Source organism: Corynebacterium sp. LK31, assembly GCF_014335015.1.
Classification (GTDB): Bacteria; Actinomycetota; Actinomycetes; order Mycobacteriales; family Mycobacteriaceae; genus Corynebacterium; species Corynebacterium jeikeium_D.
In genome coordinates this window covers 546,780-571,734 of record NZ_PDGW01000011.1, presented here as the reverse complement: position 1 = coordinate 571,734, position 24,955 = coordinate 546,780, and the positions used below count along the sequence as shown (strand labels likewise).

Genomic DNA, 24,955 nt, shown 5'->3' with positions numbered 1-24,955 from the left:
GCATTTTAGAGTTTCAGTAAATTAGCGATAAGGAGAACTGACAATGGTCAGGCGCGGCAACAACCGTGACGGCTCTCAGCACGATGGCCGAGGTAACAGCTACGGACGCGATTCCTCAAGCTCATACGGCGATGACTCCGCGACTCGCTACATTCCGCGGGACGAGGGATACCGCGGATACAACCCAGATGCCGACTTCGCGGGTGAGCAGCCGACCGAGTATTTCAGTGGCGGCTCCTCTGAGACACGATTCCTGCAGCGTGGCGATGAAACACGATTTGATAACCCGCGAGGTGCCGGGGCCGGGGCGCAAGGTGCTGGCGCACAGGGCAGTGGCGCTCAGGGTAGCGGCCAGTACTGGGCCCCGCTTTCTGAAGAAGAACGCGGCTATGGCCAGGCGAGCCAGCAAGCAGGTGCAACCCAACAGTACGCTGCAGGTCGTGCAGGTGTCGCAGGCGGTTACGGCGACCCGCACAACGGCAACAACCGCGGTAATAACCGTGGCAACAGCGGCGACGATGACTCCAAGAAGGGCTGGGGTAAGCCTGTCGCCATCGTGGCCATTGCCGCGATGGTGGCCGTAGTCGCGCTGGTAGCCCTGGTTTTGTCCTTTACTTCCGGAACCGAGGACAAAAATGACAATACGGCGGCGCCGACGCAGGAGACGTCGTCAAGCCCGACGCCGACGACAACCTCGCCGGAAGAAACCACGACAAGCCCTACCGATCGCTTGGACCCGTCGGGCACGATTAATGACACCCGTGAGCGCCTTGAGCAGGAGCTGGATCAACTTCGCGAGTCGCCGCCAGCTATCCCTGGACCCGGTGAGCGCAGTAGCGGCTGGGGTACTATCCCGCAGGGTGTGGTGGGCAAGAGCCCGGCCTCGGTCGAGGTGGAGCTGCGTACCAACGGCTACCAGAACGTGACCGTCGTCGACGCAGAGGGCAACCAGACCAATTCTGTGGCCGCGATTATGGGCAAGGTTGCCTCGATCGATCCGCCGGAGGGGCAGATGGCGGAGACGTCCACGCCTGTGACCATCTACCTGCAGTAACGCGGCAGGCAGGGCAGGGACCAGGGGCGATTTCCGCTAGCAAACACCAATGATGTAACCTATAGCTCGTTGCACTTTCGTGCATGCGGGCTGTAGCGCAGTTTGGTAGCGCACCTCACTGGGGGTGAGGGGGTCGTCGGTTCAAATCCGGTCAGCCCGACAAAATAACCGCCGTCTTCTGGAAGATTCCGGGAGGCGGCGGTTTTTGTTTGCGGTTATTGCTTTACGGTTTCGTTTGCCGTCTAGCGCACGATGCTACTAGCGCACGATGCTACTAGCGCACGACAATACCGTCGGAGTCAGCGTAGAGCGTCTCGCCCGGAACGAAGTCAATGCCGCCGAAGGAGACAACGACGTCGCGCTCGCCCTCGCCGGTCTTGGTGGACTTGCGCGGGTTGGTGCCAAGCGCCTTGCACCCGAAGTCCATCTCACCGATCAGCTTGGAGTCGCGGATCGCGCCGTTGACGACCACACCAGCCCAGCCATTGTCCTTGCCGAGCCCCGCAATAACGTCACCGACCAGCGCCGTGTGGACCGAAGCATCACCGTCGATGACAAGCACGCCGCCCTCAGACGGCTCGGAGAGGACCTTCTTCAGTAGCGCGTTGTCCTGGAAGCACTTGACCGTGGAGATCTTGCCGCAGAACTCCACGCGACCGCCGAGGTTGCGCATCTGGGTATCGCAGGAACGCACGTCCGGGCCGATCTCATCAACCAGGTCAGCGGTGGGGATGAATTCAATTGCCATAGGGGATTCAAGTCCTTCCGAAATTACTCGCATCAAGTGTTAACTCCATTGTTTCAAACTCAAGATGTGACCAAAGACATATGGTGCAAATTCGCTGGCAGCGATTGACACTCCGAAGGCCGGTCCAGATTGATTACTCTGGTGAGTCAGAACGCGCCGACAACCACACGTGCGCAGGAAGGGTAGAAGATGGCTGGGTTTAATTGGTTTTGGAAGGCTCTTGGCGGCAAGCAAGGGCGCAACCAAAAACGCAGCGTAGGGCTGGTGGCGCGCGCCGCTGAGCTCGAGCCACAGGTACAGGCGCTTTCCGACGCCGACCTCGCCGACTTCGCCCGCCAACACGCCACCGACGCACCGGAGCTTTTAGCCGCACTCCGCGAAGTCTCCCAGCGCACCCTGTCCATGCGCCCCTTCGATGTGCAGCTGCAAGGCGCACTGGCGCTCATGGAGGGAGACGTTATCCAGATGGCCACCGGTGAGGGTAAGACTCTTTCCGGCGCCTTGGCTGCAGCCGGGTTCGCGCTGCGTGGCCACCGCGTGCATTCGGTGACCGTCAACGACTACCTCGCAGGCCGCGATGCGCAATGGATGCAACCGCTGTTCGGGTTCCTTGGGCTCTCGGTGGCGGCTATTTCGCCGCAGGATGGTCCGGGGGAGCGTCGTAAAGCATATGCGGCAGACATCGTCTACGCCGCCGTCAACGAACTCGGCTTCGACGTCCTGCGCGACCGTTGCGCGCCGACCATTGCAGACCGCGTGCAGTCGCCAGCTGACGTCGCGATCATCGATGAGGCTGACTCCGTACTGGTGGATGAAGCGCTAGTCCCGCTCGTGCTTGCCGGCAATGAACCGGGCACCGCACCGACCGGACAGATTACCGACGTGGTGCGCCGCCTGCAGCTCGGCGACGACTACACCGTCGACGAAGGTCGCCGCAACGTCTTCCTCACCGATACCGGCGCCGCACGCGTCGAACGTCTGCTTGGCATCAGCTCGCTGTACGACGCCGAACACGTCGGCACCACCCTGGTTCAGGTCAACGTTGCACTGCACGCCCACGAGTTGCTGCAGCGCGATGTCGACTACATCGTGCGCGACGGCAAGGTACAGCTCATCGACGCCTCGAAGGGACGTGTGGCGGAACTTCAGCGTTGGCCGGACGGTCTGCAAGCGGCGGTAGAGGCCAAGGAGGGACTGCAAGTCTCGGAGGGCGGCCGCATCTTGGACTCCATGACCATCCAGCAACTCGTCGGCCGCTACGACGTCACCTGCGGTATGACCGGCACCGCCACCTCTGCGGGCGACCAGTTCCGCGAGTTCTACGGACTCCACGTCTCCGTCATCGAACCCAACGTGCCATGCGTCCGCGACGACGAGCCCGATCGCATCTACGCCACCACCGACGACGCGTTCGCCGCGCTTGTCGACGAGGTCGTGGAACTCAACGGCACTGGTCGACCAATACTCGTAGGCACCCGTGACGTGGCCGAATCGGAACGACTGGCCGATGCGCTAGTCCTGCGCGGCATCGAATCCTCGGTACTGAACGCGAAAAATGACGAGCTGGAGGCCCAAGTCATCGCGGGTGCTGGCGATATTGGCCGCGTCACGGTGTCCACCCAGATGGCCGGCCGCGGTACCGACATCCGCCTCGGAGGGGCAGACGAATCCAACCGCGATGCGGTGGTCGAGCGCGGTGGCCTATGCGTCATTGGTCTGGGCAAGCACCGCACTGACCGACTGGACAACCAGTTGCGTGGCCGTGCCGGGCGCCAGGGCGATCCAGGCTCGTCGGTGTTCTTTGTCTCCCTGGATGACCCGGTGATTTCCGAAGGTGCTGCCGGCGAAACACTGAGCGTGCTGCCTGAGGACGATGGACGCGTTCGCGATAAGAGGGCCTACCAGTTCATCGACCGCGCGCAGCGGGTGACAGAGGCGACCATGCTGTCGATTCATGCGACGACATGGAAGTACAACAAGCTCATCGGCGACCAGCGCGAGATTCTGGATGAGCGCCGGGAGAAACTGCTGACTACGAATGCTGCCTGGGAAGAACTGTCCAAGCTGGCATCGGCGCGAGCGAAGGAAGTGGAAGCCGCAGTTGGGCGCGACGTCGCCGAGGACGCTGCCCGGGAAATTATGCTGAGCCACCTGGATCGCGGGTGGTCGGACCACCTGGCGGATCTGGACGACCTGCGGGAGTCGATTCACCTGCGCGCGCTGGCTAAGGAAAGCCCCATTGATGAGTTCCACCGCGCCGCCATCGGAGCCTTTAAAAACCTGGTCAACAATGCTGTGACCGACTCAGTGCAGACCTTCCAGGAGGTCGAAATCGATAGCGATGGCGCGCATCTGGAGGACACGGGACTTGCCCGCCCGAGCTCGACGTGGACGTACATGGTCAACGACAACCCATTGAGCAATGGTGGTGGCTCGGTCGTCGGTTCAATTGCAGCGATGTTTAGGTAAGTCGTAACCACAGGTTTGGTAACAATTTGAAAATATTTCTCAAGTGACCGGCCTAGGTACACCCACGGAGAAAGCTCTCCGATGTCGGTATTTACGCATATCAATCATGTTGTACATACCCTGTCGGTGAGCTGCGTCACAACATGGTTGGGATTAGATAACAACATGAAATCGGTTGGGGCGCTATTATCTAAAAAGTAACGAGTAAATCGCCCAAGGTTATCCCGGAGGGAAAGATATGACTAGCAATAGCGGCCAGCCAGAGGCATCGGTCGAGACCACCTCGGTCTTCCGTGCAGATTTGCTGAAGGAGATGGAGTCCAGCTCTAACACGGACTCCACGGTCTCCGGTGTTGAAGGACTTCCGGCAGGCTCGGCACTCTTGGTCGTCAAGCGGGGGCCAAACGCGGGTTCGCGTTTCCTGCTCGATCAGGCAGTCACCACCGCTGGTCGTCACCCGGAAAGCGACATTTTCCTCGATGACGTGACTGTTTCCCGTCGCCACGCAGAGTTCCGCAAGAACGGTGACTCTTACGAGGTTGTCGACGTGGGATCGCTGAACGGCACCTACGTTAACCGCGAGCCGAAGAACTCCGCGGTTCTGGCTAATGGTGACGAGGTCCAGGTCGGTAAGTTCCGCCTCGTATTCCTTATCGGTAACTAATTCGACATCGGTTAGTGTCGACGTCTGTCGGCATTAACCCTCCCTTATTTTTGTAAAGGCTCGGAAAAGACCAGTGGCAGCAGTACACAAATCAGCGGTTTCGCAGCCGGCTTCGTCAGAAAGCACTGCGAAGCAAGCACGCTCGGTGGGCAAGAAGAAGACCATCGGTGCTGTGCTGAAGGAAGTCAAGGTTGAGTTCCCTGATGTAACGCTGTCCAAAATTCGTTTTCTCGAGTCGGAAGGGCTGCTGTGCCCGTCGCGTAGTTCCTCGGGCTATCGTCGCTACAGCCAAGCGGACATTGACCGTCTGCGCTACATTCTGACCGTTCAGCGCGATAACTACTTGCCGCTGAAGGTTATTAAAGAGCAGCTCGACGAAATTGATGCGGGCAACGCTGGCGGCGACGGTCTGGCTTCGGTTACTCCACTGGTGACGGCGGATCAGTTCCGCGAAGCTGCAGTGGTCTCGCTGACGCAGGCGGAGCTGGCAGAGCGCACCGGCGCTAGCGAGAAGTTCATCACTGAGCTGGTCCGCGTCGGCCTGATTACTCCGGATACGCTGAACATGTTCGACGGCGATGACCTGCTCATCACTGAGACGGCAGTCAAGCTGGCTGAGTTCGGCCTGGATGCCCGCCACCTCAAAACTGTGCGTACCGCTGCGACCCGTGAGGCTGATTTGGTGTCGCTGGCAGCTAGTCCGCTGAGTAAGTCGCGTGCGGCTAGTGGCAAGCAGAAGGCTGTGGAGATGGGCCGTGAGATGACCGCGCTGATGGTCACGCTGCACGGCACGTTGGTCAAGCGCCAGGTCAACAAAGATCTGGGGAAGTAGTCAGTAGTCGCGCGTGAATAGCGGCTCGCTACAATTATCGCTGTTATGGACGAAAAACTCGTAGAAGTCAAGTTTCTAGACTGGATGGCGCATCCTCCTGAGGACGATCCGGTACTGCTCCTGCATGCCGAAGAGACTAACCGGATTATCCCGATTTGGATTGATTTGGCGACGGCGACGGAGTACTCCGCCCGTGAGACCGGCGCTACGCAGCGTCGCCCAGGCATGCATGAGGTCTTCGTCGATACGCTGGACATGGTGGGGCAGAGCGCCCTGCGCGGCCAGATTACGGGCGTGCACGAGGGCGTTTTCATCGCCAGCCTGGTGCTCGAAGGTGGCGCAGAGATTGATATGCGCCCCTCCGACCTAATCCTTATCGCCAGCGAGCTTGAGGTCCCGCTGTATGTTGCGCGCGATGTGCTCGACGCCACGTCGGTGTCGGCGCGTCTTGTCGCTACCAATGGCGGTTCGCTTACCGACGATACGGAGACCGACTCTGTCGAGGCATCGGTGTCGGAGTTTGCTGAATTTCTCGACAGTATTGATGCTGACTACTTCGCCGAGCCGCATGGTGATGCGGAGGACAAGAAGTCTGATGGTGAAGCCGACGGTGGCGCCGATTCAGCTTCCGATGGCGACCGTTAAACGTGTGACTGGAGTGAATAACCGGTTACTTTTGAGGTAGTTGTGACGCTTATTTCCTCCGGCGTGTCGCTGAATGACCCCATAAAAGGGGTAACTTTTCGTAAGTTATAGTTTCATCCCGTCCTGCGGTTTTGCTCCCGGGTCGTGCTTGAGCTGGGGAAACTGTGACTCCAAACTCTAAACCTTAACTTTAGGTTTAGAGATTCGGCGTGTCGTCCTGTGATGTATTGACAGCCGATTAACCTTGGCGAAAGATAAATAACGGCAGTGAAACTACCTCGGGAGAATTTATATGGTCGACGACAACAGCGGTTCGCTCTTTGGCGACAATGAGCTCCGTGCGTCTGACTCGCAAGAGCCGCGCGCGGTTCAGGAATCCCTGTTCGACATGGGACCGGACGAGCAGGTTGGCTACCGCGTTCCTATCGCATGTCAGGTAGCGGGCATTTCTTACCGCCAGCTGGACTACTGGGCACGCACCAAGCTGGTGGAGCCTTCTATCCGTACCGCTAAGGGCTCGGGTACCCAGCGTCTGTACTCCTTCCGCGACATCCTCGTTTTGAAGATTGTTCGCGGTCTGCTGGACACCGGTATTTCCCTGCAGAATATCCGTCTGGCTGTCGATCGCCTGCGCGACCTCGGCGTCGATGACCTGGCTACCATCACGCTGGTTTCCGACGGTCGCACCGTCTACCAGTGCCGCTCCAATGAAGAGGTCATCGACCTGCTCAACGGTGGCCAGGGAGTGTTCGGCATTGCTGTCCCGGGCATTATGAAGGAACTGACTGGCACCATCGCCTCCTTCCCGTCCGAGCGTATTGACGGTACTCAGGAGAACCCAGGTACTGGCATCGACGAGCTGGCTGAGCGTCGTCGCCGCCGCATCTCCTAACCGCCAACAGATACGGTAACCGCCAACGATACGGCTGGACAGCGGCGTCGCTGCTATGGCCTCCGTTCAAATAGCCGAAACAAACTAAACGAAAACCGCCTTCCACAACTGGTTCCGTTTTTCCTCTCCCGAGGTTGGACCAGATGGAGGCGGTTTTTTCTACTTACTCCGTACCGATAGCCGCAGCCAACTGAGAGGCCAGGCCATCGCCGTAGTCAGCCGCAATGCGCAGAGAGCCAGTGGTCATATTTGCCACTTCCTGCAGCTCGGGGCTGGAGCTGTCGCCGTCGGGAAGCACGATGACCTCAATCGTTACCGGGCGGTCCGGGCTAATGAGTTCCTTAATCCTCTCGACAGACTCGGCGGCATCGGCGCCCGAGGCATCGCGACCAGAGGTGAGCACGACGAGACGGTTCGGCTTGTCAGGGGAGTAGGTGTCGCGGGCGGCCTGGTAGGCATCGATAAGCGCTGGCCAGAACTGTGCCTCACCACCAGCCGGAAGTTCGGCCAGTGACCCCTTTACGGCGTCCGCGCCGTTGTTGGCCTCGTCATCGGGCGCGGGAAGTTCCGCGAGGCGGTTCACCTCAGGTGCGAATGTCCACAGGCCGTAGCGGCCACCAGGTGCCGCATCGATAGCGCCGGAAAGTGCCGTAGACAGCGCCCCAACATCGACGCCCTCGGAGGTGTCAGCGAGCAGGAGCGCCGAACCCACCGCAGTTGCGGGCTGTTGCGCGTCCGGCTGCTCCAGTGCTGGCGGCAGCGCAAAAGAATCCGTCTGAATCTGCGAGAGCACTCCAAAGTTCTCTGCTACTTCAGGGCTGAAAGTGCTCTCAGCAGCTTCGCCGTCGGCGCCGTGATCTGCTGCGAAGTTTCGGAAGTCCTCGGCCGCACGAGCCGTGTTCTCGTCGATCTTGCCGCCGGAGCCAAAGGTGACAACTGGCGCGTGCAACTGGGGTGCATCCGCAGGGGAGACCAGCTTCAGCCCCTCGCCGGCCATCTGCAGCATGGGCTGGGTCGCGGCCACGCCGTCGAAGTCAGCGACACTCTGGCTGAGCATGGTCAGCAGAGTATTGGAGGTGTAGACCTCACCCAAGCCCGCGCGTTCGCGAGCGACGTCCGGGCCACCGCCAAGTCGAGCACTAATCACGGCCGACAGTGCCGCGTCGGAGCCACCGGGGGCGGCTACGCGCAATCCTGCAAGCTCTTCCCAGGTGGCGTTGTTCAGCTGGTCAGCACGATTGGTTGTGAAGGCCACGCCGCTGGCAATCGGCGGCAACCACGTCTTGGGGTTGTTGACCTTGACCTTGTCTGAGTTCTTCGCCCGGTCTACGAAAGAGATATCGGCGGGAATCCAGACTCCCGGAGTCATAATTCCAGTACCGGCTTCACCCGCAGCGGGGTCCTCCGGAGCTCCCTCACCAGCTTCAGTGCCACCAGCCTTAGTCAGGGCGTTCACAACCTCCTGCGAGCCCGCCACCGTAATCTGTGGCCGCACACAGAAGTCCCTCACCACGGGATTCGACTCGCCGTAGTCCTGCACAAGCTTCTGTGCCGAGCCCACCGCAGCAGGATCGGCGGTCACCACCAGCGTCAGGTCACCCTTCGTGCACCGTGCACGGTCAGCATCAATCGACGAATCGTTGCTCTTGCGCAGATTAACCCAGGCAAAAACCGCAGCGACCAGAACAATTACGACCAAGACGGCAATAAAAGGCCCCTTAGCCACTCGATAGTTGTTCTCACCCGAGGCGTGTCGTCCCATGTCGTTCTAGCCCTTTCTATGCTGAGTGTGCTCGGCACTGTCGACTCGCAGCAGACCTCGTCGTAAAGCACAAACGCGCACGTAACTCCTGTCAACTTTACTGCGTGGACAATGCGACATCTACCACTTCGAGAAGACGGCCGCGCAGAACATCGGCACGCGCGCTGAGCTCACGCTGGCGGCGGACGTACTCGGCCTTGCCTTCGGGAGTTTCGATGCGAATAGGCGCAAAACCCCAATCCCGCAGATCGTAGGGAGCGGCGCGCATATCCAACTCACGGGCACTGCACGCGAGCTCGAAAGTATCCAGCCACAGGTCGCCGGGGACCGCCTCGCCGAGCTTGGTCGCCCATTTATACAAGTCCATGTTGGCGTGCAGACACCCCATCTGCTCACAGTGCGGCTGTGTCTCGCGCGTCGGGGCAAACTCGTTGAGCGGCACGGCGTCGGGCGTGAAGAAACGGAAGGCGTCGAAGTGCGTACATCGAACCGTGTGGGCCTCGACGACCTCGTCCGTGCCTGCCTGACCCAGCCGCAGTGGCTCCGGATGACGATGCTCCGGCTGGCGATACACCATCGCCCATTCATGCAGGCCAAAGCAGTCAAAGTGCGCCGGATTCGCGCGCGTCGAACGCAACAGATGGCCGATGTACGCCACCGTCTTACCTCGCTTATCGACGTACGCCGAAACATCCATACGCGCCGTCCCCGAGGCGGTATCGGTGGGCTCCTTGCAGGCAGGGCTATCGGTAGTGTCGTCCGTGTCGAGGGTAAAGAACTTCAGGTGACTGATGTCCTTGGCCGTCGCACCGGGAAGATCTACGCCGATGCCCGGTGACCAGCGGCGGAGTTGGCCGGGTTTAACGGGGTAGTACTCGAAGATGAAGTCCCAGACCGGGTGGCGCTGGCCGCGACTGCGACGGGACAGGTGGTCGCGGGTCAGGACATCGACGCGGGCGATATGCCTTGCTTTGGCTTCACGCCAATCGAAAGACGAATCGGGCGTAGGCGTCACTGCTGGCGTCCCTGCGTGCTGCCCGGTCGGGTCCGGGGCTGGTTCACGGTCGAGTGCTGCTTTGGCGCACCGCTGCGACGCGGGGAGACCTCGTGGGTCCAGTCGCGCACGACACCGACCTGCTCCTCGATGAGGTCCTCCAGAGCCACGATGCCGATCTGCTCCGCGCCGGAGAAAGCACCGGTCTTCGGAGCGATGCTTGCCGGGGCGTTTGCGCGCAGGTGCGGCTTTGGCATGCGAGCGCGTACAGCCACTGCCATGTGGGCGCTGTAGCGGCGCATGATGCGCAATCCCTCATCCAGCGTGGCATCGATCGGAATCTCGATCATCGGGCGAATCTCGTCATCGGGGATGGCTGTCTCTGGGCCGGAGGCAGGATCCATGACGCGGTCGAGGACATCTTTCACGTGAACATAGCCGCGGTACTCGTTGGGCTCATTGTTGGCCGCAGCGACGGGGAACCGGGAGAAACCAGTTTCGGTGACCGCCGTCTCTAGATCGCCCACAGTCGGTGCGGTGGGGAGGCGCCGAATCTGCTCGTGCGGAATCAGTACCTCCTCAATGGTGCGCGTGGCCGAAGCCAGTGTGCGACGAAGGCGGACGTGCTCCTCGCTGTCAAGGAGCCCCTCTTGACGAGACTCCGCAATCATCGATGCCAACTCAGTGGAATCGACAGTGGTGTCGAGCTCATCGTGCTGCTCAATGCCGAACAGCTTAAGCGTATGGCGAGCCATCCAGTTAAACAGCAGCAACAGCGGCTTGGTCAGACGGTAGAAGACCATATGAACCGGAATAAGCAGCATGGCCATCGTTTCCGGTCCTGCCAGCGCGATATTCTTCGGCACCATCTCACCGAGCATGATGTGCAGCACTGACACCAGCATCAATGCGATGGCAAAGCTCAGCGGGTGCAGCAGCGACTCCGGAATACCCATCGCCTGGAAGGGAGCTTCCAGCAGATGTGCCAGCGCCGGCTCAGAGACCTTACCCAGCAGTAGCGAGGCAATGGTGATGCCCAGCTGTGCGGCGGCGAGCATCATCGACAGGTGCTCAGAAGCATTGATAACTGTGCGTGCGCGCTTCTTTCCCTGAGCCAGCAGCGCTTCCAAACGGTCACGGCGCGCAGCAATAAGTGAGAACTCCGCGCCCACGAAAAACGCGTTGACCAACAACAAGAAGAAAGTCAGGAGGATTCCAAACCAGTCACTCATAGGTTGAACATCTCCTTAGCGCGTTCGTTGGTCACAGGAATCAAAATTGCACGGTCCACGCGGCGGTCATCCATCGCCAGAATGCGGGCGTACCAGCGTCCGGCGATACCCGATTCGAACTCGTCCATGAAATCGCGTTCGGTCTCTGGCAGCAGGACGACGTCACCGACCTCCGGGATGCGACCGAGCGCAAACATAATCAATCCACCGAGCGTTTCGAAGCTACCTTCTGGGGCGAAGTATCCGACCTTGGTCGGCAGCTCGTCGGTACGCACAAGGCCAGAGCAGTTCCAGCCTTCGATCGCGCGTTTGACTTCCTGCTCGGACTCCTTGTCGTCGTACTCATCCCAGACCTCGCCAAGAATTTCCTCGACGACATCCTCGATGGTGACAATGCCGGCGATGCCGCCGTACTCATCGGCGACCAGCGCAATCTGCGAGCCGGCCGAACGCACGGCCTCCAGCACGGCATCGCCGTCCAGCGACTGCGGCAGCGTCGGCACAGGCCGTGCAATCTCCCGCATAGTGGTGGTTGAGCGCTTCGCCGCAGGCACCGCAAATGCGTCCTTGACGTGGACAACACCGACAGTGGCATCGAGGTCCCCGTCAGTAATGGGGAAGCGGGAATGCCCCGATTCGATAGCGACAGCCAGCAGATCCAGCGCCGTGTCATCGACATCGAGGGAAGTAATCGTCGACCGCGGCGTCATTAGGTCCTCCGCCGTCGTTTCGCCAAAGCGTAACGACGACTCGAGTACAGCGGCCTTCGACTCATCCAATGCACCCTGCTCCGCAGAATTACGTACCAGTGCTTCCAGCTCCTGCGGGGAACGCGCCGAAGCCAACTCATCCGCCGGTTCAATACCGAGCTTGCGCACCAGCCAGTTCGCCGTGGCATTCAGCGAATGGATGAAGTAATGGAACACCCAGTTAAACGCCATCACCGGACGAGCCGTAACTCGCGCTACTGCCAACGGCTCTGTAATCGCGACATTCTTTGGCACCAACTCGCCATAGACCATTGACAACATCGTGGCCACAATGAGCGCAAGAATCAGCGCGGTCGGTCCCGCTGCAGACTCGCTGAGCCCCATCCAATGCAACATCGGCGTGAAGTACTGCGCCAGCACCGGTTCCGCGAGGAAACCAGTTGCCAGTGTCGTCAACGTAATGCCCAGCTGTGCACCGGAGAGGTGGAAGGACAGTCGATTATGCGCCTTGTGAACGGCCTCAGCAGGTGCATCCGCTGAACGGGCGCGGTCGGCGTCAATCGTAGACCGCTCCAGTCCCGTCAGCGCGAATTCAAACGCCACAAAGAGGCCGGTGCCAGCGGTTAGCGCGATAAAGCCGACAACCGCGACAATATTGAGAACAATATCCACTGATTATCTCTTCTTCTTTTTCCCTCGCTTGGGGCGGTGTACGCGACCGCCAGCACGATTCTTTCCGCTTGCCGACGAACCGCCGCGCCCGCGGTAACCGGCACCACCAGCACCGCCTGCCGATTGGCTCTGATCTTGACGAGCCCGGCGCGGACGCCGTGCGCCCAGTTCCTTGACAAATCGCGGCAGTCCCGGAGCGGCGCGCAGCTCTTCAGCTTCAACGCCGGCCCCTGCCAGCAGCTCGCGGGCCTGATCAACCTGGCGGTCACGCACAATCATCGCTACCGTGCCGGAAGCACCTGCACGAGCCGTCCGACCAGAGCGGTGAATATACGTCGCGGAATCCCTTGGCGGATCCGCGTGCACAACCAAGTCAAGAGCATCGATATCAATGCCACGAGCGGCCACATCCGTGGTGACGAGGACATTGATTTCACCCTCGGCAAAGGCCTTGAGGACCGCGCGGCGAGTTGCCTGGCCACGATCGCCGTGGAGGAAACCTAACTTGATGTCATAGAACTGTAGAAACTTAGCCAGCTGCACGACACGCGCCTTAGAGTTGGCGAAGATGACGCACTGATCCTTGCGGGAGGCAATCCAGGCGACCACTTCGTCGGCTTCGTTGTTGTCCTCCACCCGAAGTAACAGATGCCGCATATTGCGCATGGTCAACCGGGAGGCAGTGACCTTGTGCTTCGCAACTTCAGTGCTACTTGCGCGACGATCGCGAATAAGCCCCGCGGCGTCGTCGTTAATCGTGGCGGAAAAAACCATGCGCTGTGCCGACTTCGGGCACGCACGGACCAGGCCCAGAACATCGGGCAGAAAGCCCATGTCAGCGAGCATGTCCGCTTCGTCAACGACAACAGCGAGGACGTGCTCAAGGCTGAGGAGACCGCGGCGGCGCAAATCGTGTGCGCGACCCGGTGTGACCACAGCGATATCGACTGGTGCCGCGAGCAGAGTCTGCTGCTTGGCCACGGAGTCACCGCCGACCAAGCTCAAGACACGCAGACCTGCAGCGGCACCGATGTCAGCCAGGACATCAGCAATCTGATCTGCGAGTTCGCGCGTTGGCGAAATAATGAGCGCGCGCGGGTAACCGGGAAGCGCTGGAGAGGCGTTATTGAGTAACGCGACCAGCGGAATGCCGAATGCGAGCGTTTTGCCCGAGCCTGTGGGGGCCTGTGCGAGAACGTCCTTGCCAGCGAAAGCATCTGGCAAAGTCGCCACCTGCACGGCGGTAGGCGAAGTTATGTGCTGGGCACGCAGAATACTCACAATCGCTTCCGGCGTGCCCAACTGTCTGAAATCACTGGACTCAGCAGGAGGGGGCATGCTTGTTAGAATACCGCTATCCCCGGACAGCCATGCAATAGGCACGTCCGGTGAGCTTGAAAACTACCGTCCCATGACATTTACCAACCGCGACCCGGTTGCGCATAGGCCTCGCGCTCAAGAATGGCGGCTCGACGGAAGATGTTGCGGATGGATTTGAGCTCCGCATCGCTGGCCGTGGACATATTCTTTTCAAGGACCTCGAGAGCCTGCTGAACACTGTCAACATACTCGGGGTCGGAATACACCTCCACCCAGTTCGCGATCGCGGAATCCCCATCAACCAGCGATTTTCCTTGCAGAGTCAGCTCGGTTGCAATCCACATTTCGGCGACGATACTGGTTACGGCGACCCGATATGGGTTGAAAGCGCTACAGGAAGAATGCACGTCCAGCAAAAGCTGCGTGATGGTTGTCGGCTCGATGTCCTCGAGCGCCGAAGAAGTCTCTTCCAGCGCGTTATTGCTCAATTCCAACGCACGCACCAGGGCTTCCTGTGCGAGTGACGACCACAGAACCTGTTCCTTAGCGCAGGGTGCTTTGGTTGCCAGATGCGACAGGACTGGGAAAACTTGGTGCAAGTACCAGGCCTCTTGCGCTACGAAGAAGTTGGTTTCGTCCGAGGAAAGGTCGCCGCGGAGCATCGTGGGGACGCTGAACATTCCGCCAATCTCGGCAACGATGTCCTCGATGTCCCGCCACAGCTGGGAAGTAAAGGGGCCCGCCGGCGCAATCTGGAGTGAGTGGCCGAAGAAAGATTCCAGCTCCTTCGGCGTCTGCTCAGTATCAGTGCCTTCGATGGCCGCCGGGTAAAAACTAGAGTTCAGATGCACTGGTTGCATTCGGCGAAGCGCGACCTTTTCCAGGCGACGAGCCCTGTGGCCGTGGTCAATGGGGCCGTGCCCCTGGCCGACGTTGAGGTTATCCGCGAAACGAATGGACTCGCTGAGCCAGCGCGTAGTCCAGCGCAGGGCATCATTAATCGCAGAGCCCCCACCAATCCGTGTGGCAAGAGCTGCGGACAGCGAACAACCCGTGCCATGGGTGTTCTCAGTGTGAATGCGGGGAGAAGAGCTGAAGAAAACCTGGCCATCGGGGAAGGCCACGGCATTGCCGGCTTCCTCATCACTTAAGTGACCAGTCTTTGCAATCACGATGACATCGTTCTTGCTCGCGAACTCCAGCGCCTGCTCAATCAGCTCAGTGAAGTCGCTGGCCTCCGGGGCGTCGGCAAGCAATGCCAGTTCGGGAACATTCGGCGTGATGACGGTGGCTTCCGCGACCAAGTCACGCATTGCGTCCATGGCATCTTCGTCAAGCAGACGGTCGCCAGAGGTGGCGACCATAACCGGATCGAGAACAACCACGGCTGGCTTGGTCTCCCGAACCCAGTTGGTGACGGCCTGCGTGAGTTCGCGTGAACCCAACATGCCAATCTTCACCGCGTCGATGGTGACATCCTCAGTTACAGCAGCCAGCTGCTCGACGAGGAAGTCAACAGGTGGGGTGTGGACGGCACGAACGCCCACGGTGTTCTGAGATACCAAAGCGGTGACCACGCCCATGCCATAACCACCGGCGGCGGCGATTGATTTTAAATCGGCATGGAGCCCAGCGCCACCTGTTGGGTCTGTGCCGGCGATGGAAAGAACTCGTGGCACAAAATCAGGCTTTGCCTTCTTGGGAAATGGCATCTCAGACCCCTTTTAACTTCAAGAGCGTGAAGCGACAGACTTCAAGACTACGCTTCAACCTCGGAGCGGTCGCCAGACCAGAGGGTGTGGAAAGCACCCTCGCGGTCAACACGCTGGTAAGTGTGCGCACCGAAGTAGTCACGCTGCCCCTGAACCAGTGCTGCCGGCAGACGCTCCGCACGCAGGCCGTCGTAGTAAGCCAGCGAAGAGGAGAACACCGGAGCCGGGATACCCATCTGTGCTGCAGTGACGACAACGTCGCGCCACGCGTCGAGGCACTCGGTGACCTGGTCACGGAAGTACTCGTCGAGTACCAGCGCCGGCAGCTCCGGATTGCGGTCGTACGCTTCCTTGATGCGGTTCAGGAACTGTGCGCGGATGATGCAGCCACCACGCCAGATGGTCGCCAGCGCACCGCGGTCAATCTCCCAGCCGTACTCCTTGGCACCAGCGTTAATCTCATCGAAGCCCTGCGAGTAGGCAACGATCTTGGAAGCGTAGAGCGCCTTACGGACGCGCTCCACAAAAGCATCGCGATCTTCCGGTGCCTTAGCCAGGCTTCCCGACGGCAGGTTGCGGGCAGCCTCACGCTGAGCAAGGGAAGACGACAGGGCGCGAGCGAACACGGCCTCGCCAATACCAGTTACTGGAATGCCCAAGTCCAAAGCGGCCTTGACCGTCCAACGGCCGGTACCCTTCTGACCAGCAGCATCAACGATGACATCCACCAGCGGCTTGCCTGTCTTCTCATCGACCTGAGAGAGAACCTCAGCGGTAATCTCGACCAGGTAGGAGTCCAGGTCGCCCTTATTCCACTCGCGGAAGATATCTGCAATCTCGGCAGGGGTGAGGCCAGCGGCCTCACGCAGCAGGTGGTAGGCCTCGCCAATGACCTGCATATCCGCGTACTCGATGCCGTTGTGGACCATCTTTACAAAGTGGCCAGCGCCATCGGAGGAAATGTGAGTACAGCACGGAACGCCATCAACGTGTGCGGAGATGGACTCCAGCAGCGGGCCGAGGGACTCGTAGGACTCCTTCGTTCCACCCGGCATAATGGATGGGCCAGTCAGAGCACCTTCTTCACCACCGGAAATACCAGTGCCAACGTAGTGCAGGCCACGGGCGCGAATAGCCTTCTCGCGACGGATGGTGTCCGTGTAAAGAGAGTTACCGCCATCAATGATGATGTCGCCGGGCTCCATCACGTCGGCAAGCTGATCGATGACCGCATCAGTAGCGGCACCTGCCTGAACCATGATCAGAGCGCGACGCGGGCGCTCCAGCGAAGCGACGAACTCTTCAATGGTCTCGGACGGGATGAATGAGCCTTCATCACCGTGTTCAGCGATGAGGGTGCGAGTTTTCTCCGGACTGCGGTTGTACACGGCAACGGTGTGTCCCTTGTGGGCGAAGTTGCGTGCGATATTCGAGCCCATGACGGCGAGCCCGACGACACCAATTTGTGCGAGTTCATTGTTATCGGTCATGCCCACCATCTTAAAGCCTGGCCGGGGTTCGTTGTATCTGGGACTCAGAAATTGTTACTGCTTTTAACGTTGAAACTGCCACGAGTGATGGCGTGCGCTGGCACAATGTTTGGCATGACTGACGAGACTATTGCGAATAATGGCAGTTCACAGGACTCTAACTCTGCAGCTTCCGTCGCCGAGCAGGCGAAGAGGAAGGCGCTGCGCGATTATATGACACTGGCGACGAAGGCTAGCCAGGAAGCGCTGAGCGATGAGGAGCTGGCTGTTTTTAACAGCACCTTGGGCGATAACGGAATCGGCGGTCTAGATACCTTGCTGGGCACGAAGTTTGTCCATGTCGGGCCGGAGCGAATTCAGATGGAGCTCGAGGTCGGGCCCGACCACCTGCAACCGTGGGGCCTAGCCAATGGCGGTGTTTATTGCTCGCTAGGTGAGACTGCTGGCTCTATTGCTGGTTTCGTTGCCTGCGGTGCGAAGAAGCCGGTCGTCGGTGTGAACAATAACACCGATTTTTACCGCTCCGCCCGAGCTGGCGAGGTAATCGTTACCACGGCGGAGCCAGAGTACCTGGGGCGCACCATGCAACTGTGGCGTATTGAGCACACCCGCAAGGCAGATGAAAAACTGCTGGCCCGCACCAACCTACGAATTGCGGTACTCGACAAGCCGCTGTAGCAAATCGTTATAGGTGGTAACGGGCCTGGTAGGAAGCTCGCAGGTGGCTTGTCGTGATTAGCTGTTTTCTAATCTGGCCACCTGCAAGTTAACTACTTGTTCCTTTTTGCGCGGTGCTCGCGGCGAGTGTCGCGAACCTCCAGCGGCAGATCCTGCTCAGCCTTGTCCTTGTTGAACTCGGCCAGGCGGTCGATGGCGTTGCGTGCGTACATCTGCTGGCGGGTGGAAACCATCTGCCAACGGTTGCGGTCCAGGACGTTCAGGCCCCAGCTGACGCAGGAGACGAGGCGGTTGCGGAAGCCCACCAGGAACATCAGGTGGACGGCCAGCCACAGAATCCAGCCGATGAAGCCGGTGACCTCAACCTTGCCCATCTTCACCACTGCGGAGAAGCGGGAGACGGTTGCCATGGAGCCCTTATCGAAGTACTCGAACGGCTGACGCTCAGCGACGTCGCGGCCGTCGGCCTCAGCTGCAATGTTGGCGGCGACGTACTCGCCACCCTGAATAGCAACCTGAGCAACACCCGGCAGGTTCTCGCGGTTGGACATGTCGCCCACGACGTAGACGTTCTTGTAGTCACCAGCTGTCATGTCCTCGTTGACAACGACACGGCCAGCGCGGTCGGTCTCGGCGCCAGTCTGCTCGGCAATCATCTTGCCCAGCGGGGAAGCGGACACGCCGGCGGACCAAATCTTGCAGAACGACGGGATGAACTCCTCGGTTCCATCCTTCATGTTCTTGTAGGTGACTCCCTCTTCATTGACGTCAGTCACCATCGCGCCCAGCTTGACGATGACGCCCATCTTCTCCAGGGACTTCTGAGCCTTGCGGCCCAGACGCTTGCCAAACGGCGGCAGAACCTGCGGTGCGCCGTCGAGCAGGACGACGCGTGCAGCGTGCGGGTTGTAGCTGCGGTAGGACGATGCGAGGGTGCGGTTAGCCAGCTCGGCCAGCTGGCCAGCAAGCTCAACACCAGTCGGACCAGCGCCGACAACAACGAAGGTCAGCAGGCGCTCGCGCTCAGCCGGATCGTCGGTCAGCTCGGCGCGCTCAAACGCGCCGATGATGCGGGCACGGATTTCGAGTGCGTCGTCGATGTTCTTCATGCCCGGAGCAAACTCGGCAAAGTGATCATTGCCGAAGTAGGACTGGCCAGCGCCAGCGGCAACCAGGAGGTGGTCGTATTCCCACTTGGAAGTCTGGTGACCCAGTTCCGAAGTCACAACCTGCTTTTCGACGTCGATGTCGGTGACATCGCCCTTGACAACACGAACGTTCTGAACACCGTCGAAGATTGTACGAGTGGACGGAGCGATTTCGCCCGAGGACAGGATGCCCGTTGCTACCTGGTAGAGCAGTGGCTGGAACAGGTGGTGGTTAGTGCGGTCGATGAGAGTGACGTCGACCTCGGCGCCCTGCAACTTCTTCGCCGCGAACAAGCCACCGAAACCCGAACCGATGACGACCACGTGCGGGCGTCCGGAGTGCGGGCGGTACGGAGTCTCGGTCATGTATTTTCTCCTCACAGACTTGAAAGTTCTCGAAGTTTTAGATTCGGCTTTTAGCCGGCAAGCCACAATAGTAATCCTCTCGGTGCGCCACCGCCTATTCTGGGGCCCTGCGCGGTAGGCTTCGAGAGCAAACTCAGTTCGTTATTCGTACCTTTATGCGGCGCGATTGTTAGGAGGTTCGGGCAGGGTGAATTCGGCAAGCCGGCAGGCAATTGACGCAGAGCGATGGCCTCGGGTTGCGCGTATTCCAGAGGGGCGTTTCCTAGCGAAACGTGCCGAAATGATGGAACGCTCTTTTGAGTGGCTCTGCCAGGACAACGGCATTGAACTGGTCGAATCCGGTGAGTTTGTCGGAGAGTCCTTCATTACTCGGTCGACGGGTGACGCCGATTTGGCTATCGACGGAGTCGGTGGTGCCAGCTCTAGCAGCGGCAGTGAATCTCCCACTAGTTCTGAATCGTTTCGTCCAGTCATTTTCAGCGTCATTGATCCTGTTTTCTATTCTCGACTAGCTGATTCAGAATGGCTCGGATTGGGGGAGGCCTATCTCGCGGGCGAATGGTCCAGTGATGATTTGCCAGAGCTTCTCAGCCGACTGCTCAGCGCCGAGCTTGATATTGCTTCGTTGGGGCCGCTGGCACGTGGTCTGATGAAAGTCGCGCGTTCACGTCCGCGTCTCGATGGGCCAGATATGGCGGGAGAGTTGCCGACCTCATTGCTCGAGCTCTATTCCGGCGAATTGCTGATGGGCGGTTCCGGCCTGTTCGCCTCCGGAGTGCGAACCTCGTCGCGGGAACAGATTCAAAACTATGCCCGTGGTGCTGGCAAGGGTGGGGTTCCCTCGCACTGGTCAGTTGACGTGACTTATGTCGATGCCCCGAAATCCGTCGCGCGTGCCGATTTTCTGCATGCCCAGGTGCGCAATATTGAGCACATCCTCGATCTTGCTCGAGTCCGGGCCGGAGACCGTGTCGCCGAATGGCCGTCGGCAGGCGGAGAAATTTCCCTTCGGGCTGCAGAAAGAGGAGCGGGCGCGGAGGTTATTACCGTCTCTGATGACCACACCGAAACGGTGCTGGAACGGGTGGAAAAAGCCGGATTGCGCGGCGCGGTCGATGTGATCCAGATGGATCGCAACATTCCGTCGCCACGCGAATTCGAGTCCGACTTCGAGGCGGTTATCAACGTCGGGCGTCTGGAGACCTTCGGTCGTGCAGGTGCGCTGCGCTGGCTGAAGAGCGCCGAGCGTCTGCTTGTCGACCGCGGCACCATCGTCGTCCAAATGGTGGTAGCGACGGACAAATTCGATGCGCTCGCCGAGCGCAGCTTGGACCTCGTACGCGCTTATGTGTGGCCGCAGCTGCAGCTTTTCACCATGGAAGAGCTGCGCAAGATGGTGGACCGGGAAACCGGCCTGCGCATCGCGGCGGAAGAGTACATTCCGGCGCACTTCGCGACGACCTTGCAGCTCCAGCGAGATTTCTTTGCGGCGCATGCGCGCGAAGCCGCTGGTATCGGCTACGACAGAGTGTTCCGGAGGATGTGGAATTACTATCTGTCGCTGTTTGAAGCGCTCGTGCGCGCAGAGAAAGTCACGCTCGTACAGGTCGAGCTCGTGCATGCGCCACGCAGGCCTCACTAGCAGTGGGCGGCTCCGGGCGCGTTGGAAATTCGCCAGATAAATAATGCCTGTAAAAATAAATCACGTTTTTAGGCAAAACCACCTCAAAGGTGATGTTTAGGGTCTAAAAACGAAACTATGAACGCACAGAGCACCACACGTACTGCAGACATTGTTGTCGTCGGCGCCGGACTTGCCGGATTGGTCGCGACGTATGAGGCCACGCAGGCCGGCAAGAAGGTCATCCTTGTCGATCAGGAGAATGCCAACAACCTCGGCGGACAGGCTTTCTGGTCGCTGGGAGGAATCTTTCTCGTCGACTCGCCAGAGCAGCGCCGCCTCGGAGTCAAGGACAACCGCGAGCTCGCTGAAGCTGACTGGTTCAACTCCGCGCAGTTCGACCGCGAGGAAGACAACTGGGGACGCAAGTGGGCCAAGGCCTACCTGAACTTCGCGGCAGGGGAGAAGCGTGACTACCTCCGCAATCTCGGCGTGAAGTTCCTGCCTGTCGTCGGGTGGGCTGAGCGCGGTGAAGGGCGTGCCGACGGTCACGGCAACTCGGTACCCCGATTCCACCTCACCTGGGGCACAGGCCCCGAAATCGTCCGCGTATTCGCAGAGCCGGTCGCTGAGGCTGCGAAGAAGGGGCTGGTGGAATACTGCCATCGCCACCGCGTTGACGAGGTGATTGTGGAAGATGGCCGCGCCGTCGGCGTGCGTGGCAAGATTCTGGTTCCCTGTGAATCTTTAGAGCGAGGAGTGGCGTCGTCACGCGAGGAAACAGGGGAGGACTTTGAGATCCGCGGGTCGGCCGTGTGCATTGCGACGGGCGGTGTTGGCGGCAACCTGGAAGCCGTGCGTAAGTGCTGGCCGACCGAGCGCCTGGGCGAGATGCCGAAGGACATGGTCTGCGGTGTGCCAGAGCATGTTGACGGCCGTGGTATCGAGATCGCAGAGCAGGCCGGCGCAAACCTCGTCAACCGTGACCGCATGTGGCATTACACCGAGGGCATGAAGAACTGGAATCCCGTGTGGCCGAATCACGGTATCCGTATCATCCCGGGGCCGTCGGCCATGTGGTTCGACGCAGAAGGAAACCGCCTGCCAGCGCCATATATTCCGGGCGCCGATACTGTCGGCACGATGAAGCACATTCTGGCCACCGGACACTCGTACTCCTGGTTTGTGCTGAATAAGAACATCGTGGGCAAAGAGTTTATTTTCTCTGGCTCAGAACAGAATCCGGATCTGACCGACAAGGAGATCAAGAAGCTGATTGGCAAGGTGACCTCTGGTGTTGCCGCACCTATTCAGGCGTTTATGGATAACGGCGAAGACTGGGTGGTTGCCGACGATCTGCCAAAGCTGGTCGAGGGGATGAACGAGATTGTGGAGGCGAGCTCGGGCGGGGAGTCCGGAGCCGCAGCGCCGAAGATTGACCTGGAGAAGCTCGAGGAGCAGATTCGTCAGCGCGATATGCAGACCGGTAATCCCTTCTCCAAGGACTACCAGGTCAATTACGTCAACGTGGCCCGGAACTTCCTCGGGGACAAGATCATCCGCTCCGTGCCGCCATCACCGATTTTGGATCCGAAGAACGGCCCACTGATTGCTATTCGTCTGCGCATGCTGACCCGCAAGACGCTCGGTGGCATCGAGACCACCCTCGACGGCCAGTGCTTGCACCCGGACGGAACACCTTTTGAGGGGCTCTACGCTGCAGGCGAGGCCTCTGGCTTCGGTGGCGGTGGCGTTCACGGCAACAACGCGCTGGAAGGTACATTCCTGGGCGGCTGTATTTTCAGTGGCCGCCAGGCAGGCCGCGCGATGGCGGAAGTGGTTAAGTAGCTCCCGCATACCGCACGGCTCGGTGGAAGAATCCGCGGCTACTCCAGCCCGATGGAGAATGCACTTTCCAGGTCGTGCTGAGAGTAGGTGCGGAAAGCCAGCTGAGTCTGAGTGCGAATAACACCGTCGACCTTGCTGATGAGATTTGGAATGATTTCCGCCAAATCATCGTGATTAGTTGCGCGCACCACGACGACCAAGTCCCAGTCACCAGTAACGGAGTAGACCTCAGTCACGCCGTCGATCTCGACGATGGTCTCGGCGGCCTCCGGAATCTTGTCAGCTTCGACATCGATGGACACAATTGCGGTAATCAAACTCATGGCTGCCTTTCCTCGGAGTATAAACGTGGGGCCCGCTGAATAGCGTGGCCCGGACCGCAAGGTACGAAAGATTGCTCAAGATACTGCGGCCCGGAATTTCATTTCTGTCACGATTCTACTGATTTCCAGGAAACAGCCTGGAGGATCCGGACGAAAGGCGGTAAAAAGGGCGCTATGACACAAACCGCATTTCAGTCCAACCCAGTCCAGCTTTCCGGAGACCTGCCCCAGGTGGGCAACAAGGCTCCGGAGTTTACCCTCACCGGTGGTGACCTCGCCGAGGTCACCAATGAGACCTTCGCTGGTAAGAAGGTCGTCTACAACATCTTCCCGTCGGTAGACACCGGTGTTTGTGCAGCTTCGGTGCGTCACTTCAACGAGGACGCTGCTGGGCTGGACAACACCGTCGTGGTTAATGTTTCGCGTGACCTGCCGTTCGCTCTCGGCCGCTTCTGCGCTGCAGAAGGCCTGGACAACGTTGAGGTTGCCTCGGACTTCCGCCACGGCTTCGGCGAAGCCTTCGGTGTTGTCCAGCAGGATGGCCCGCTCGCTGGCCTGCTTGCTCGTGCCGTAGTCGTCACTGACGAAGAGGGCAAGGTCATTTACAACCAGCTGGTCGATGAGATCACCACGGAGCCGGACTACGACTCCGCACTGGCTGCACTGAAGTAATTAGCTAACAAGCTTTCAGCAGCAAGTAACCAGCTGGAATCGACGGGGCTCGTCGGCGCACGCGCTAGGCTGTTGCCTGGCGGACTTCGCCGACGAGCTCTTCTAGTACGTCCTCCAGCGCAACGATTCCGCTGACAGAGTTCTCCGAAGTACTATTTTCCTCCGTCACCAAGGCAAAGTGAGCCTGCTCGCGCTGCATCAGCCGCATGACCGTCTGGAGCTTGGCATCCGGGCTGACGCTTGCGAAGGTGCGAATCAGATTCCGCGGGAAGGGTCGGTCGCGGTGACCGTCGTCAAGCGAGAGCAAATCCTTGACATGAAGGTAGCCGATGAAGCTGCCATCGGCATCGGTGATGGGGAAGCGGGAAAAGCGCGTGCGTGCGCTGAGCTCTTCGATGTCGGCGACGGTGGCGTCGGGGCCAATGGTAACGAGGGTGTCGAGTTGCATAGTGACATCCGCGGCGGTGAGATGCTCGAAGCCGAGAGCTTTGTGGAGGAGCGCGAGCTCGTCATTGTCGAGAAGGCCCTGACGCCCGGACTCGGCGACGAAATCCTGCACCTGACTAGCGGTGAAGGAGGAATCGACCTCGTCCTTCGGAGTGGCGCGAAGAATCTTGCGAACCACGATGTTCGCGGTCGTATTCATCGCCCAGATAACCGGATTGAGCACCCGCACAATCACATACAGCGGAATAGCCACGAACTTCGCCGTCGGGCTGGGGGCCGCAATAGCGATGTTCTTCGGCACCATTTCGCCGACAACCATGTGTAAGAAAGTGACAATCAGCAGCGCCAACGCCAGCGCAACCACGTGGGCGGTGCCCGCGGGGAGTCCCAGCGCTGTCATGTAGGGCTCGAAGAAGTGCGCAATCGCAGGCTCGCCGACGGCACCGATGAGCAGGGAACAGGCGGTAATGCCCAGCTGTGTTGCCGCCAGGGAGACCGACACGTTTTCGATACCGCGCAGCGCGTACTTTGCGCTGGTAGAGCCGCTGACGGCATCCGGTTCAATTTGATCGCGGCGAGCCGAGACCATCGCAAATTCAGCGGCGACAAACCAGGCATTGAGGGCCAACAGCAAAATAAGAGTACGTAGTGGCATG

At 59.7% G+C, this 24,955-nt stretch carries 21 protein-coding genes and 1 tRNA gene; 11 read left to right on the top strand and 11 right to left on the bottom strand.

What is annotated here, in order from left to right:
* Positions 1-43 precede the first annotated feature (43 nt).
* Both CRD18_RS04820 and CRD18_RS04815 read left to right on the top strand, forming a co-directional pair.
* Positions 44-1,054, top strand: a complete 1,011-nt coding sequence (locus CRD18_RS04820) for a PASTA domain-containing protein (RefSeq protein ID WP_187406532.1) — start codon at positions 44-46, stop codon at positions 1,052-1,054.
* A gap of 86 nt (positions 1,055-1,140) precedes the next feature.
* Positions 1,141-1,214 (top strand) — tRNA-Pro (locus tag CRD18_RS04815).
* A gap of 114 nt (positions 1,215-1,328) precedes the next feature.
* Here CRD18_RS04815 and rraA read toward each other — a convergent pair.
* Positions 1,329-1,802 carry a ribonuclease E activity regulator RraA gene (rraA, locus tag CRD18_RS04810; protein ID WP_016422839.1) on the bottom strand — a complete coding sequence of 158 codons (474 nt, stop codon included), beginning with the start codon at positions 1,800-1,802 and terminating at the stop codon, positions 1,329-1,331.
* A 189-nt stretch (positions 1,803-1,991) separates the two neighbouring features.
* Here rraA and secA2 point away from each other — a divergent pair, with 189 nt between their 5' ends.
* The 5 genes from secA2 to CRD18_RS04785 all read left to right on the top strand — a co-directional run bounded on the left by secA2 (position 1,992) and on the right by CRD18_RS04785 (position 7,304).
* Positions 1,992-4,271, top strand: a complete 2,280-nt coding sequence (gene secA2 / locus CRD18_RS04805) for an accessory Sec system translocase SecA2 (RefSeq protein WP_187406531.1) — start codon at positions 1,992-1,994, stop codon at positions 4,269-4,271.
* A gap of 238 nt (positions 4,272-4,509) precedes the next feature.
* Positions 4,510-4,935, top strand: coding sequence for an oxoglutarate dehydrogenase inhibitor Odhl (gene odhI, locus CRD18_RS04800; RefSeq protein ID WP_038625554.1), 426 nt, complete (start codon positions 4,510-4,512; stop codon positions 4,933-4,935).
* A 73-nt stretch (positions 4,936-5,008) separates the two neighbouring features.
* On the top strand, positions 5,009-5,767 hold the full coding sequence (locus CRD18_RS04795; protein ID WP_038625552.1) for a MerR family transcriptional regulator: 759 nt from the start codon (positions 5,009-5,011) through the stop codon (positions 5,765-5,767).
* A gap of 45 nt (positions 5,768-5,812) precedes the next feature.
* Positions 5,813-6,412, top strand: a complete 600-nt coding sequence (locus CRD18_RS04790) for a bifunctional nuclease family protein (RefSeq protein ID WP_049193553.1) — start codon at positions 5,813-5,815, stop codon at positions 6,410-6,412.
* 388 nt (positions 6,413-6,800) lie between these two features.
* Positions 6,801-7,304: a MerR family transcriptional regulator gene (locus tag CRD18_RS04785; RefSeq protein ID WP_172620271.1), complete on the top strand. Its 504-nt coding sequence runs from the start codon at positions 6,801-6,803 to the stop codon at positions 7,302-7,304.
* 163 nt (positions 7,305-7,467) lie between these two features.
* Here the strand turns inward: CRD18_RS04785 and CRD18_RS04780 are convergent, their stop codons facing one another.
* From CRD18_RS04780 to gndA, 7 genes are all read right to left on the bottom strand, one after another.
* Positions 7,468-9,066: a hypothetical protein gene (locus CRD18_RS04780; protein WP_049193551.1), complete on the bottom strand. Its 1,599-nt coding sequence runs from the start codon at positions 9,064-9,066 to the stop codon at positions 7,468-7,470.
* A gap of 97 nt (positions 9,067-9,163) precedes the next feature.
* Positions 9,164-10,081: a hypothetical protein gene (locus tag CRD18_RS04775; RefSeq protein ID WP_049193549.1), complete on the bottom strand. Its 918-nt coding sequence runs from the start codon at positions 10,079-10,081 to the stop codon at positions 9,164-9,166.
* Complete coding sequence (locus tag CRD18_RS04770) at positions 10,078-11,292, bottom strand: hemolysin family protein (protein WP_187406530.1); 1,215 nt, start codon at positions 11,290-11,292, stop codon at positions 10,078-10,080. Before CRD18_RS04770 ends, CRD18_RS04775 begins: the two co-directional genes overlap by 4 nt.
* Positions 11,289-12,674: a hemolysin family protein gene (locus CRD18_RS04765; RefSeq protein ID WP_016422831.1), complete on the bottom strand. Its 1,386-nt coding sequence runs from the start codon at positions 12,672-12,674 to the stop codon at positions 11,289-11,291. Before CRD18_RS04765 ends, CRD18_RS04770 begins: the two co-directional genes overlap by 4 nt.
* Before the next feature lie 3 nt (positions 12,675-12,677).
* Positions 12,678-14,012, bottom strand: coding sequence for a DEAD/DEAH box helicase (locus CRD18_RS04760; protein ID WP_242458673.1), 1,335 nt, complete (start codon positions 14,010-14,012; stop codon positions 12,678-12,680).
* Between the two features lie 80 nt (positions 14,013-14,092).
* A complete protein-coding gene (locus CRD18_RS04755) occupies positions 14,093-15,706 on the bottom strand; it encodes a bifunctional hydroxymethylpyrimidine kinase/phosphomethylpyrimidine kinase (RefSeq protein ID WP_049193543.1) in 1,614 nt (537 codons plus the stop codon).
* 47 nt (positions 15,707-15,753) lie between these two features.
* Complete coding sequence (gene gndA / locus CRD18_RS04750; RefSeq protein WP_049170491.1) at positions 15,754-17,205, bottom strand: NADP-dependent phosphogluconate dehydrogenase; 1,452 nt, start codon at positions 17,203-17,205, stop codon at positions 15,754-15,756.
* Between the two features lie 105 nt (positions 17,206-17,310).
* Here gndA and CRD18_RS04745 point away from each other — a divergent pair, with 105 nt between their 5' ends.
* Positions 17,311-17,874, top strand: a complete 564-nt coding sequence (locus CRD18_RS04745; protein ID WP_224433479.1) for a PaaI family thioesterase — start codon at positions 17,311-17,313, stop codon at positions 17,872-17,874.
* A gap of 92 nt (positions 17,875-17,966) precedes the next feature.
* On the opposite strand, the gene CRD18_RS04740 is transcribed toward CRD18_RS04745, so the two are convergent.
* Complete coding sequence (locus CRD18_RS04740) at positions 17,967-19,388, bottom strand: NAD(P)/FAD-dependent oxidoreductase (RefSeq protein WP_048734034.1); 1,422 nt, start codon at positions 19,386-19,388, stop codon at positions 17,967-17,969.
* Positions 19,389-19,575: 187 nt separating this feature from the next.
* Between CRD18_RS04740 and CRD18_RS04735 the strand changes: the two genes are divergently transcribed.
* Both CRD18_RS04735 and CRD18_RS04730 read left to right on the top strand, forming a co-directional pair.
* A complete protein-coding gene (locus CRD18_RS04735; protein WP_049193541.1) occupies positions 19,576-21,030 on the top strand; it encodes a class I SAM-dependent methyltransferase in 1,455 nt (484 codons plus the stop codon).
* Positions 21,031-21,147: 117 nt separating this feature from the next.
* The gene (locus CRD18_RS04730) at positions 21,148-22,857 is read left to right on the top strand and encodes an FAD-binding dehydrogenase (protein WP_049170503.1); all 1,710 of its coding nucleotides are present in this window, start codon (positions 21,148-21,150) and stop codon (positions 22,855-22,857) included.
* 38 nt (positions 22,858-22,895) lie between these two features.
* Here the strand turns inward: CRD18_RS04730 and CRD18_RS04725 are convergent, their stop codons facing one another.
* Positions 22,896-23,180 (bottom strand): Lrp/AsnC family transcriptional regulator, encoded by a 285-nt coding sequence (locus CRD18_RS04725; protein WP_005511316.1) that lies wholly within the window; start codon positions 23,178-23,180, stop codon positions 22,896-22,898.
* Between the two features lie 174 nt (positions 23,181-23,354).
* Between CRD18_RS04725 and tpx the strand changes: the two genes are divergently transcribed.
* Positions 23,355-23,852 carry a thiol peroxidase gene (gene tpx, locus CRD18_RS04720; protein WP_049193539.1) on the top strand — a complete coding sequence of 166 codons (498 nt, stop codon included), beginning with the start codon at positions 23,355-23,357 and terminating at the stop codon, positions 23,850-23,852.
* Between the two features lie 64 nt (positions 23,853-23,916).
* Here tpx and CRD18_RS04715 read toward each other — a convergent pair whose 3' ends face one another.
* Positions 23,917-24,954, bottom strand: a complete 1,038-nt coding sequence (locus CRD18_RS04715) for a hemolysin family protein (protein ID WP_049193538.1) — start codon at positions 24,952-24,954, stop codon at positions 23,917-23,919.
* Position 24,955 lies beyond the last annotated feature (1 nt).

Bases quoted from the DNA above. Each gene is read 5' to 3' on its own strand.
- CRD18_RS04740 (WP_048734034.1), bottom strand. From the start codon at position 19,388: ATGACCGAGACTCCGTACCGCCCGCACTCCGGACGCCCGCACGTGGTC.
- CRD18_RS04785 (WP_172620271.1), top strand. From the start codon at position 6,801: ATGGGACCGGACGAGCAGGTTGGCTACCGCGTTCCTATCGCATGTCAG.
- CRD18_RS04730 (WP_049170503.1), top strand. From the start codon at position 21,148: ATGAACGCACAGAGCACCACACGTACTGCAGACATTGTTGTCGTCGGC.
- gndA (WP_049170491.1), bottom strand. From the start codon at position 17,205: ATGGTGGGCATGACCGATAACAATGAACTCGCACAAATTGGTGTCGTC.
- secA2 (WP_187406531.1), top strand. From the start codon at position 1,992: ATGGCTGGGTTTAATTGGTTTTGGAAGGCTCTTGGCGGCAAGCAAGGG.
- CRD18_RS04790 (WP_049193553.1), top strand. From the start codon at position 5,813: ATGGACGAAAAACTCGTAGAAGTCAAGTTTCTAGACTGGATGGCGCAT.
- odhI (WP_038625554.1), top strand. From the start codon at position 4,510: ATGACTAGCAATAGCGGCCAGCCAGAGGCATCGGTCGAGACCACCTCG.
- CRD18_RS04770 (WP_187406530.1), bottom strand. From the start codon at position 11,292: ATGAGTGACTGGTTTGGAATCCTCCTGACTTTCTTCTTGTTGTTGGTC.
- CRD18_RS04755 (WP_049193543.1), bottom strand. From the start codon at position 15,706: ATGCCATTTCCCAAGAAGGCAAAGCCTGATTTTGTGCCACGAGTTCTT.
- rraA (WP_016422839.1), bottom strand. From the start codon at position 1,802: ATGGCAATTGAATTCATCCCCACCGCTGACCTGGTTGATGAGATCGGC.
- CRD18_RS04715 (WP_049193538.1), bottom strand. From the start codon at position 24,954: ATGCCACTACGTACTCTTATTTTGCTGTTGGCCCTCAATGCCTGGTTT.
- CRD18_RS04760 (WP_242458673.1), bottom strand. From the start codon at position 14,012: ATGCCCCCTCCTGCTGAGTCCAGTGATTTCAGACAGTTGGGCACGCCG.
- CRD18_RS04745 (WP_224433479.1), top strand. From the start codon at position 17,311: ATGACTGACGAGACTATTGCGAATAATGGCAGTTCACAGGACTCTAAC.
- CRD18_RS04820 (WP_187406532.1), top strand. From the start codon at position 44: ATGGTCAGGCGCGGCAACAACCGTGACGGCTCTCAGCACGATGGCCGA.
- CRD18_RS04725 (WP_005511316.1), bottom strand. From the start codon at position 23,180: ATGAGTTTGATTACCGCAATTGTGTCCATCGATGTCGAAGCTGACAAG.
- CRD18_RS04780 (WP_049193551.1), bottom strand. From the start codon at position 9,066: ATGGGACGACACGCCTCGGGTGAGAACAACTATCGAGTGGCTAAGGGG.
- tpx (WP_049193539.1), top strand. From the start codon at position 23,355: ATGACACAAACCGCATTTCAGTCCAACCCAGTCCAGCTTTCCGGAGAC.